Annotated in this window: 7 protein-coding genes and 1 pseudogene; 5 read left to right on the plus strand and 3 right to left on the minus strand. The window is 71.4% G+C overall.

Translation table 11 applies throughout. The features are described from left to right. On the minus strand, positions 1 to 1,011 hold a 1,011-nt coding region (locus NCC78_RS20205; RefSeq protein ID WP_250796273.1), incomplete at its 3' end, for a glycosyltransferase family 4 protein. 333 nt (positions 1,012 to 1,344) lie between these two features. Between NCC78_RS20205 and glgX the strand changes: the two genes are divergently transcribed. From glgX to NCC78_RS20230, 5 genes are all read left to right on the plus strand, one after another. Continuing rightward, positions 1,345 to 3,462 (plus strand): glycogen debranching protein GlgX, encoded by a 2,118-nt coding sequence (glgX, locus tag NCC78_RS20210; RefSeq protein ID WP_250796274.1) that lies wholly within the window; start codon positions 1,345 to 1,347, stop codon positions 3,460 to 3,462. A gap of 1 nt (position 3,463) precedes the next feature. Beyond that, a complete protein-coding gene (gene treY, locus NCC78_RS20215; RefSeq protein ID WP_250796275.1) occupies positions 3,464 to 5,782 on the plus strand; it encodes a malto-oligosyltrehalose synthase in 2,319 nt (772 codons plus the stop codon). A gap of 24 nt (positions 5,783 to 5,806) precedes the next feature. Next, positions 5,807 to 7,243, plus strand: a complete 1,437-nt coding sequence (locus tag NCC78_RS20220) for an RNA-guided endonuclease TnpB family protein (protein WP_250796277.1) — start codon at positions 5,807 to 5,809, stop codon at positions 7,241 to 7,243. Next, complete coding sequence (treZ, locus tag NCC78_RS20225) at positions 7,240 to 8,973, plus strand: malto-oligosyltrehalose trehalohydrolase (protein WP_250796278.1); 1,734 nt, start codon at positions 7,240 to 7,242, stop codon at positions 8,971 to 8,973. The genes NCC78_RS20220 and treZ overlap by 4 nt, the downstream gene beginning before the upstream one ends. 741 nt (positions 8,974 to 9,714) lie before the next feature. Beyond that, entirely contained in the window at positions 9,715 to 10,158 is a 444-nt protein-coding gene (locus NCC78_RS20230; protein WP_250796279.1) for a DUF5990 family protein, read from the plus strand. Between the two features lie 328 nt (positions 10,159 to 10,486). Here NCC78_RS20230 and NCC78_RS20235 read toward each other — a convergent pair whose 3' ends face one another. Further along, a complete protein-coding gene (locus tag NCC78_RS20235; protein WP_250796281.1) occupies positions 10,487 to 10,801 on the minus strand; it encodes a TraR/DksA family transcriptional regulator in 315 nt (104 codons plus the stop codon). 54 nt (positions 10,802 to 10,855) lie between these two features. After that, a pseudogene (locus tag NCC78_RS20240) lies at positions 10,856 to 11,137 on the minus strand (cell shape-determining protein MreB); the annotation flags it as partial.

Consider the following 11,137-nt stretch of genomic DNA (forward strand, 5'->3'; position numbering starts at 1 on the left):
GCTCGGCACCGCGAAGCAGTCCGAGGCGGCCATCACGGCGGGCAGGTCGGGGCCGCCGAGGAAGCCGGGGAGGCTGACCGTGTCGGCCAGGCCGAGGCGGTGCACCTCGGCCTCCAGCTCGCCCCGGTAGGGGCCGTCGCCGACGATCACCGCGCGCAGGCCGGGGTGCCGTTCGCGCAGCCGGGGCAGCGCGGCGATGAGGTGCTGCACGCCCTTTTCGTAGACCAGCCGGCCGGCGAAGGTGACCAGTGGGCCGTCCCCGGCGAAGCGGGCCCGGGCCGTGGCCACCGCGGCCACCGGCACCTTCCAGCGGTGCGGCTCCACCCCGTTGGGCACCACGTCGACCCGGCCGGCCGGTACGCCGAACAGCCCGGTCACCTCGTCGCGCATGTAGCCGGAGCAGACGATCACCCGGCCCGACTCGGTGGCCAGCCACTGCTCGACGCCGTGGATGGTGCGGTTCATCTCCTCGGGCAACCAGCCCTGGTGCCGGCCGGCCTCGGTGGCGTGGATGGTGCTGACCAGCGGGATGTCCAGGTGCTCGCGCAGCGTCATCGCGGTGTGCGCGACGAGCCAGTCGTGGGCGTGGATGACGTCGTAGGAGCCGGCCTCGGTGGCGCGCAGGGCGGCCCGGGTCAGGGTGTGGTTGAAGGCCATCGTCCAGGCCAGCAGGGAGGAGGTGGCCAGCGGGAAGGTGACCGGGTCCTCGGCGGCGCGGATGATGCGTACGCCGTCGGCGTACTCCTCCAGGGGCGCGCCGTCGGCGTGGCGGGTGACCACGGTGACCTCGTGCCCGGCGGCGGCCAGGGCCACCGACAGGGCGTGCACGTGCCGGCCGAGCCCGCCCACCAGCACCGGCGGGTACTCCCAGGAGAGCATCAGGATGCGGCGGGTCTGCGGGGGCGTGCCCGGCCCGGCCTGGGTCGGGGTCTGCGGCCGGGAGGTGAGGGTGGGCCGGTGGATCCGGTCCGCGGCGGTGGCGAGCGGCTCGCCGACCCGCAGGGTGGTCACATCAATCTCCGTCCATGCGTGGTGGTACGCGCCGGCGCCGGTGACGGCGGAAAGGAGGTGGTGGGGTGGCCGAGGGCCGAGTGGAGACGCGTGGGCGCGTCCCGCGAACAAGCAAAGGGCATCGAGACCGATCGCGCACCTCGAAACGGGCCATCGTGACGGAGGACACCTGAAGGTTTACCGCGCGTCAGTCGGGTGGATTCCGGTCATCGGCCGAACGGTTGGATTGGCGGTGGAGGCTGCGGGGCATAACCCGCGTGCGCGCCACCGGCCCCGCCGCGTGGTGAGCTCATGGTGCGGTGCGCGCTCATGATCTTGTGCCGAAGGAGCGACATGCAGGTCTGGCCGGGTGAGCGTTACCCCCTGGGGGCCACCTACGACGGGATGGGCACCAACTTCGCGATCTTCTCTGAGGTGGCCGAGTCGATCGAGCTGTGCCTGTTCGACGAGTGGGACACCGGCGCGGAGCGGCGGGTCACCCTGCGCGAGGTGGACGCGTACGTCTGGCACGCGTACATCCCCGGGATCGAGCCGGGACAGCGGTACGGCTACCGCGTCCACGGCCCGTACGACCCCGCGAACGGGCTGCGCTGCAACCCGCACAAGCTGCTGCTCGACCCGTACGCCAAGGCGATCGACGGCGACGTCCGGTGGGACCCGGCCGTCTACGACTACGACCTGGGCCACCCGGACCGCATCAACACCACCGACTCGGCGCCGTTCATGCCGAAGTCGGTGGTGGTGAACCCCTACTTCGACTGGGGCAACGACAAGCCGCCGCGCACCCCGTACCACCACTCGGTGATCTACGAGGCGCACGTGCGCGGGTTGACCATGCGCCACCCGGACATCCCCGACGAGCTGCGCGGCACGTACGCCGGCATCGCCTCCCCGCCGATGATCGAGTACCTGCGGACGCTCGGGGTGACCGCGATCGAGCTGATGCCGGTGCACCAGTTCGTGCACGACCACCGCCTGGCGGACCTGGGCCTGCGCAACTACTGGGGTTACAACACCATCGGCTTCTTCGCCCCGCACCACGGCTACTCCGCCCTCGGCCGCCTCGGGCAGCAGGTGCAGGAGTTCCGGGGCATGGTCAAGGCGCTGCACGCCGCCGGCATCGAGGTCATCCTCGACGTGGTCTACAACCACACCGCGGAGGGCAACCACCTCGGCCCCACGCTGAGCTTCAAGGGCGTCGACAACCACAGCTACTACCGCCTGTCCGAGGAGGACCGGCGCTACTACGTCGACTACACCGGCACCGGCAACAGCTTGAACGTGCGCAGCCCGCACTCGCTCCAGCTGATCATGGATTCGCTGCGCTACTGGGTGACCGAGATGCACGTCGACGGCTTCCGCTTCGACCTCGCCGCCACCCTGGCCCGCGAGTTCTACGAGGTGGACCGCCTCTCCACCTTCTTCGAGGTGGTGCAGCAGGACCCGGTGGTCAGCCAGGTGAAGCTGATCGCCGAGCCGTGGGACGTCGGCCCCGGCGGCTACCAGGTGGGCAACTTCCCGCCGGTGTGGACCGAGTGGAACGGCAAGTACCGCGACACGGTCCGCGACTTCTGGCGCGGCGAGCCCGCCACCCTGGCCGAGTTCGCCTCCCGCATCTCCGGCTCCGCCGACCTCTACCAGGACGACGGGCGCCGCCCGTTCCACAGCATCAACTTCGTCACCTGCCACGACGGGTTCACCCTCAACGACCTGGTCTCGTACAACGACAAGCACAACGAGGCCAACGGCGAGGAGAACCGGGACGGCGAGAGCCACAACCGCTCCTGGAACTGCGGCGTGGAGGGGGAGACCGACGACCCGGCGATCCTGGCCCTGCGGGCCCGGCAGCGGCGCAACTTCCTCGCCACGCTGATGCTCTCCCAGGGCGTGCCGATGATCGGCCACGGCGACGAGCTGGGCCGCACCCAACGCGGCAACAACAACGCCTACTGCCAGGACAGCGAGCTGGCCTGGGTCGACTGGGAGCACGCCGACGCCGAGCTGCTGGAGTTCACCGCCAAGCTGGTCGAGTTCCGCCGCCGGCACCAGGTGTTCCGCCGCCGCCGGTTCTTCACCGGCCTGACCGTGGGCGGCCGGGACGTCGACGAGCCCCTGCCCGACCTGGCCTGGTACACCCCGGACGGCCGGGAGATGACCGGCGAGGACTGGGGCAACGACTTCGGCCGCTCGGTCGCGCTCTTCGTCAACGGCGAGGGCATCCGCGAGCGCGGCCAGTACGGCCAGCGCCACGTCGACAGCTCCTTCCTGCTCTGCTTCAACGCCCACGACGCGCCGCTGGACTTCACCCTGCCCGGAGCCGAGTTCGGCCAGCGGTGGGAGCTGGTGATCAGCACCGCGGAACCGGAACCGGAGAAGACCACCGTCGTCGAGGCGGGCGGCGCGATCTGCGTGCCGGACCGCTCCCTGGTGGTGCTGGAGAGGACGGTCTGACATGCCCGACACCCCCCGACCGGGCGCCACGACGGCGACGACGAGCCCCGTCGGCGCCACCTACCGGGTGCAGGTCCGCCCCGGCTTCGACCTGGACGCCACCGCCGGCCTCGCCGGCTACCTCGCCGACCTCGGCGTGACCCACCTCTACAGCGCGCCGCTGCTGACCGCCACCCCCGGCTCGGCGCACGGCTACGACGTGGTCGACCACCGGGCGGTCAACCCGGAACTCGGCGGCGAGGCGGGCCGGCAGCGGCTGCTGCGCGCCCTGCGCGCCGCCGGCCTCGGCCTGGTCGTGGACATCGTGCCCAACCACGCCGGGGTGGCCCAGCCCGCGGCCAACCCCGCCTGGTGGGACGTGCTGCGCCGGGGCCGGGACTCGGCGTACGCGCACTGGTTCGACATCGGCTGGGACCGCGGGCGGCTGCTGCTGCCGGTGCTCGCCGACTCCCCGGCCGCCCTCGACGACCTCAAGCTGGTCGAGGGGGAGCTGCGCTACCACGAGCACCGCTTCCCGATCGCCGACGGCACCGGCGACGGCACCCCACGCGAGGTGCACGACCGGCAACACTACGAGCTGGTCTCCTGGCGTCGGGGGGACGCCGAGCTGACGTACCGCCGGTTCTTCGCCGTCTCGGACCTGGCCGGGTTGCGGGTGGAGGACCCGGAGGTCTTCGCCGCCACCCACGAGCTGATCCTGCGCTGGGCGGCGGCCGGGGAGGTCGACGGCATCCGCGTCGACCACCCCGACGGGCTGCGCGACCCCGCCGGCTACCTGGCCCGGCTGCGCGAGGCCGCGCCGGACGCGTGGCTGGTCGTGGAGAAGATCCTGGAGTACGGCGAGGAGCTGCCGGACTGGCCGGTCGACGGCACCACCGGCTACGACGCGCTGCCCGCCGTCTGCGGGCTCTTCATCGACCCGGACGCGGAGGCCGACTTCACCGCCCTCGACGGCCGGCTCACCGGCCGGCACACCTCGTGGGAGGACCTGACCCACGGCACGAAGGTGGAGGCCGCCACCCGGCTGCTCTCGGCCGAGCTGACCCGGCTCGCCGCCCTCGCGCCGGACGTGGACACCGAAGCGGCCCGCGCGGCCCTCGCCGAGCTGGCCGCCGCGTTCGCCGTCTACCGGGGCTACCCGCCGCACGGGGCCCGGCACCTCGCCGCCGCCCGCTCCGAGGCCGGCCGCCGCCGTCCCGACCTGGCCGGCACCCTGGACGCGGTCACCCGCCGGCTGCGCGACCCCGACGACGAGCTGGCGAAGCGCTTCCCGCAGCTCACCGGCGCGGTGATGGCCAAGGGCGTGGAGGACACCGCCTTCTACCGGTGGAGCCGCTTCATCGCGCTCAACGAGGTCGGCGGCAGCCCCGCCCACTTCGGCACCCCGCCGGCCGAGTTCCACCGCTTCGCCGCCGCCCGGGGAGTGCGCTGGCCGGCGAGCATGACGACCATCTCCACCCACGACACCAAGCGCGGCGAGGACGTCCGGGCCCGGCTCGCCGTGCTCAGCGAGCTGCCGGGGCGCTGGGCCGAGCAGGTGAGCCGCTGGATGCGGCACGTCCCGCTGCCCGACCCGGCCTTCGCCCACCTGCTCTGGCAGACCGCCGTCGGCGCCTGGCCCGTCGAGCGCGAGCGGCTGCACGCGTACGCGGAGAAGGCCGCCCGGGAGGCGTCGGTCTCCACCAGTTGGGCCGACCCCGACCCCGCCTTCGAGGACGCGATGCACGCCCTGGTCGACGCGATGTACGACGACCCGACGCTGCACGCCGAGCTGACCGCATTCACCGCCGAGATCACCCCGGCCGGCTGGTCCAACTCGCTGGGGCAGAAGCTGGTGCAGCTGGCCATGCCCGGCGTGCCGGACACCTACCAGGGCACCGAGCTGTGGGACAACTCCCTGGTCGACCCGGACAACCGCCGCCCGGTCGACTTCGCCGTACGCCGCGAGCTGCTGGCCCGCCTCGACGGCGGCTGGCGACCCGAGGTCGACGCCGGCGGGGCGGCGAAGCTGCTGGTGGTCTCCCGCACCCTGCGGCTGCGCCGGGACCACCCCGAGCTGTTCACCGGCTACCGCCCGGTGCCCACACACGGGCCGGCCGGGCGGCACGCCGTCGCCTTCGACCGGGGCGGCGCGATAGCCGTCGCCACCCGCCTCCCGCTCGGGCTGGCACGGGCCGGCGGGTGGCGGGACACGATCGTGTCACCTCCAGTTCACGAGGTTGCTGACCTGTTCACCGGTCGGGTCTACAGTGGCGGTGAGACCCCTCTGGCCGAGCTGCTGGCTACCTATCCCGTCGCGCTGCTGGCTCCCACCAGCTGATCCGGGAAGGAGAGTGACGAGTAGTTGAAGGTCACCCGGATCGCCTACTCGGCCGGGCTGAACGTCGGCAAGTACGCGGCCCTCGTGGAGCAGGCCCGCCGCCTGGGTCGCGTGCGCAGCGAGGTGTGGCAGCGGTACGGTTCGACCAGCGGAATCGGGTCGGGGCTGACGGATCGGCAGGTGCGGGACCGTTGGCTGGCTGGGGGCATGCATCAGCGGTTCGGTGTGCTGGCGAATGCGTGGAAGGAGACCGTGCGCGACGCCATGGCCGACATGGCGGCGAGCCTGGCTTCGGCCAAGGTCGAGGTGCGGCGGGCGATCCTGCGGCGCACGGGCAATCCGGCCGAGCGCAAACGCATGCTCACCGCGCTGAAGAGCGACCGATGGGCGGACGATCCGTTCCTGGCCCGGCACATGCGCAAGCACTGGAAGCGAGGCAAGAACCGCACCCACGATCAGATCGTCGTGCGCGCCGACCATCACCGCACCGTTGCTGACGGGCGCGGCCGGCTGTGGCTGGCGGTCCCCGGTCTCGAACGCCGCAGGACGGTTCGCATCCCGCTGTCTACGACGGTGGCCCCGACCGGCACGCTCCGGCTGATCCTGCGCGGCGGCCGGGTGGAGGTGCATTACCAGGTCGACGCGTCGCAGATGCGGTCGTCGCAGAGACCGTGCGGCGACCGGATGGTCGGCGTCGACAAGGGCTATACCGAAGCCCTGACCGACTCCGAGGGCGAGCACCACGGCATCCGCCTCGGCAAGCTGCTGGCCGCCGAGTCGGACCGGGTGAAGGAGCGTAACCGGCGCCGGGCCAAGCTTCGCTCGATTGCCAACAGTGCCGCCCGTCGCGGTGACCACGCCAAAGCGCACCGGATCACTGTCAACAACCTCGGGCACGTCAAGCGGGACCGGCGGGCCGCTCGCCACCGGGCGCAGGTCCGCACGGAGATCTTCACCGCCGTGCACCGGGTCGTCGACAAGGCCGCCACCGTGGTCGCCGAAGACCTCACCAAGCGTTTTGCCGGACGCAAGACGTTCGGCAGGAACCTCAACCGACGCCTCGCCGCGTGGACCAAAGGGGTCACCGCGGAGGCGTTGGCCAACGTGTCGGAGCGCAGAGGTTCTGCACTCGTACACGTGAATGCCGCCTACACCTCACAAGCCTGTCACCGCTGCGGCGGCTTCGGCCGACGCAGCGGAGACCGGCTTCACTGCACCTCGTGCGGGGTGGTGTGGCAGGCCGACGTGAACGCCGCGATCAACATCCTGCGACGAGCCGGCGACCCCGACATCGCCCTGCACACCCCGCACCACAGGGTCAAGCAAATCCTGCAGGATAGGAACGATCGCCACCGGACCAGACTGCCGGTCCAGGACTCCAGCCGGCCATCGCCGAGCGGAGAGCGAATCATCCGAACTGCTCAGCCGAGAGCAAGTAGTAGGAAGCAGGCTGCTTCATGACCGAGTTCAGGGTGTGGGCGCCGGAGGCCGCCCGGGTGCGGCTGCGCCTGCCCGGCGCCGCCGACCACGAGATGCGCGCCGGCCCCGGCGGCTGGTGGCGGGTGGAGGTGCCCGGCACCGGCCCCGGCACCGACTACGCCTTCCTGCTCGACGACGACGAACGCGCCCTGCCCGACCCGCGCTCGGCGTGGCAGCCGGCGGGGGTGCACGGGCCGAGCCGGCTCTACGACCACGCCGCCTTCGCCTGGACCGACGGCGCCTGGACCGGGCGGCAACTGCCCGGCAGCGTCCTCTACGAGCTGCACATCGGCACGTTCACCCCGGAGGGCACCTTCGACGCGGCGGTCGCCCACCTCGACCACCTGGTCTCTCTCGGCGTCGACATGATCGAGCTGCTGCCGGTCAACGCCTTCAACGGCGAGCACAACTGGGGCTACGACGGGGTCTGCTGGTACGCCCCGCACCAGCCGTACGGCGGGCCGGACGGCCTGAAGCGGTTCGTCGACGCCGCCCACGCCAAGGGTCTGGGGGTGATCCTCGACGTCGTCTACAACCATTTCGGGCCCTCCGGGGCCTACGCGCCGATGTTCGCGCCGTACCTGACCGAGCAGAGCAACACCTGGGGCCGCACCGTCAACCTGGACGGCCCGCACTCCGACGGGGTACGCCGCTACATCGTCGACAGCGTGCTGATGTGGCTGCGGGACTACCACGTCGACGGGCTGCGGCTCGACGCCGTGCACGCGATGCCCGATTCCCGGGCCACCCACTTCCTAGAGGAGGTGGCGGTGGAGGTCGAGGCGCTCTCCACCCACCTCGGCCGGCCGCTGTCCCTGATCGCCGAGTCCGATCTCAACGACCCGCGCCTGATCACGCCCCGGGAGGCGGGCGGCTACGGCCTGCACGCCCAGTGGAACGACGACGCCCACCACGCCCTGCACACGGTGCTCACCGGGGAGCGGCAGGGCTACTACGGCGACTTCGGCTCGCTGGAATGCCTCACCGACGTGCTCACCGGCGGGTTCTTCCACACCGGCACCTGGTCCAGCTTCCGCAACCGCCAGCACGGGCGGCCGGTGGACCGGCAGCGCACCCCCGGCCACCGGTTCGTGGCGTACCTGCAGAACCACGACCAGATCGGCAACCGGGCCGCCGGTGACCGGATCTCCGCTTCGCTCTCCCCTTCTCTGCTGCGCGTCGGGGCGACGCTGCTGATGACCGCGCCGTTCACCCCGATGCTCTTCATGGGGGAGGAATGGGCCGCTTCCACGCCGTGGCAGTTCTTCACCAGCCACCCGGAGCCGGAACTCGCCGTCGCGGTGGCCACCGGCCGCAAGCGGGAGTTCGCCGCGCACGGGTGGCCGGAAGGCGACGTGCCGGACCCGCAGGACCCGCAGACGTTCGTGCGTTCGCGGCTGGACTGGGCGGAGCTGGACAAGCCCGAACACCGCGAGATGTACGAGTTCCACCGGCGGTTGATCGCCCTGCGGAAGAGCCGGCCCGACCTGTCCGACCCGCGGTTGCACGCGGTGGACGTCCGGCACGGCGACCAGTTCCTGCTGATGCGCCGGGGCGACACGTTGGTGGCGGCGAACCTCGCCGGCAAGGCGCAGGGAATCAGCCTGCCCGGGGTGGCGCGGCGGGTGCTTCTGGCCACGGGGGACGGGGTCACGGTGATGCGGGACCGGATCGAGTTGCCGGCGGAGACGGCGGCGATCGTGGCGCTCTGAGGGACGTCTCGGTAGTCATGCAGGATCTTGAAGCACTTCATATGGTCAGGGCGTGTTTGACGTAAGGGCTTCCTTCCAGTCCGGCAAGGCGTTGTCCAAGTCCCTAACTACGGAACTGGCTGACCACGGATTGCTCACGGTATCTAAGAAGGGTGCCCTCGCGAAGCTGCTCGGACGTTTCCACCTGATTCGGCGGCGGCTACCCAAATTCCCGTCCGCTCGTCCGTGCTCCTGCCAGCTAGCGGCGTAGTGACCAAGTGCCGTCGGTGTGATGACTACCTTGCCCAGCAGAGATTGAACCTCTCTGCTGCGGTGGGTTGGCGGCGGGGTGGGGAGGCTGGGTGTGGTGCCTTTGAAGCTGATGTCGTAGACGATTCAGCCGTGCGGTTTGGCGGCTCCTAGCCGCGAGCCGCACCGTGCCCGCCTGGTCGGTGATGTCATAGACGAATCAGCTCCAAAGGCGCCGACCGGCACACCGCTCGCCGACCCGCCGGCTATCCGACGCGCGGCCGGCGTGGCGCGACTGGTGGCGGTGGTGAGCCCCTCACCCGCTGGCCTGTCCGAGGGAGATGTGCGCGGACAGCGCGCGGAGGAAGTCGGGCGCGTCGAACATCTTGCCGGCGGAGGCGACACCGCTCGTCCTCGTCTGACCGGCGAGGATGCGACGGACCGCTTCGACCGCCAGCGGTGCGCTGATGGCGTAGATGTCCTGGCAGCTGGCGAGAAACTAGAGTCGGTGGTATGCGGATCCGGATCGACGGCACTGACCTCCCGGGGCGGCGTGCTGGTGCGGATGCCGACGCACTGCAGCTCGGCAATGTGCACGTCGGGGTTCAGCGCAAGGCCGAGGTGGTCGATCAGGTACCGGCCGACGCGGCGAAGGCGACGTGGAGCTTCGAGGTGTCCAGCCGGGAGATCGACGGGATGCTGGATGTCGGCGGACCGTGGGTGCATGGGCGCCCCGGAGCGCGATTCCTGTATCTGAGCTGGGGCGCGGTGACCGATGACGGCTTCGCGATGTTCAGACGGGCGAAGTTGATGTTCACCGACATTCCGACCGAGCTGCTTCGCGCCGCACACGAGGGCAGCGGGCTGCTGGTCGGCCGGGTCGGGTTGACTGATGCCACCGGCGGGCCGCTGTGCGCTCGGGTCCGCCCTCCCGCCATCGCCTGGACGGTGGAGTGATCGCCGGAGAGTGGCCCTGGTCCGGCGGCACATCGAACGCGTCTCCCCGCGTAGGGGAAGCGAGTCCCCCGGTGCGGGGATCGCTCGCCATGCCGTTCGGACAGGGTGATCTCGGATGTCCCGACGCTCAGCAGCCAGCCCTGGTACGAGGCGGGCCAGGGCTGGGTGCCGCGTCGCGCCCCGGTCTACCTGACGGAGTACCCGATCTCATAACGGCACCGACGGGGGCCGGCGCAACCGCCCGCCCAGGATGAGCACAAGGAGAAGGCCGCGGAAAGGAGCCCGCGGCCATCGCCTCAAGGGGCCGAACTCATGGCCAACACCGGACTCAGCGGCGTTGCTGGCATGGGACGCAGTACGGGGTCGAGGGCAGGATCTCCAGGCGGGCCGTCGGGATCTCGCCGCCGCAGCCCTCGCAGTTGCCGTAGGTGCCCTCGGCCATCCGTCGCAGCGCCTGGGCCGTGTCGGCGATGCCTTGCCGGGCGGCCTCGATCATCCGGCGCAGGGTGTCCGGGTCGTGCCCGCCGTGGTCGCGCTGCCGGGAGTACACCATCAGCTCGGTGAGCTGGTCGGTGTGCCTTTGAAACTGCCGTTCCAGCAGCTCGCGCAGGGTCTCGGTGCGGTCGTGCAGAGTGTGCGTCATCGTCGTGGCTCCTTCGCAGAGGTCGAGGTCTTCAACTGCCGGCGAGGTGCCGGCTCAACTGCCGGCGAGGTGCCGGCTCGTCGCCGTGGCGGCCAGGCTGGCGCCGGTCAGCGCGGCGGTCCGGGGCGACGCGGCGCGATGCACGGCGGGGCCCAGGGCAGCGACCAGACGAGCGGTCAGGTCGGGTCGGGTGGCGCCGTCGCCGACGACCACCACCCCGCGGGCCAGGGCGGCGGTGACCAGGGGCCGCACCGCCGGTTCCCGGCGCAGCTCGCCGACCAGCCGGGCGACCGTGTCGGCGAGCATCGTGGCGGTCACCATCTGGTTCAGGTCGCA

It is taken from the genome of Micromonospora phytophila (assembly GCF_023656545.1).
Lineage (GTDB): Bacteria > Actinomycetota > Actinomycetes > Mycobacteriales > Micromonosporaceae > Micromonospora > Micromonospora phytophila.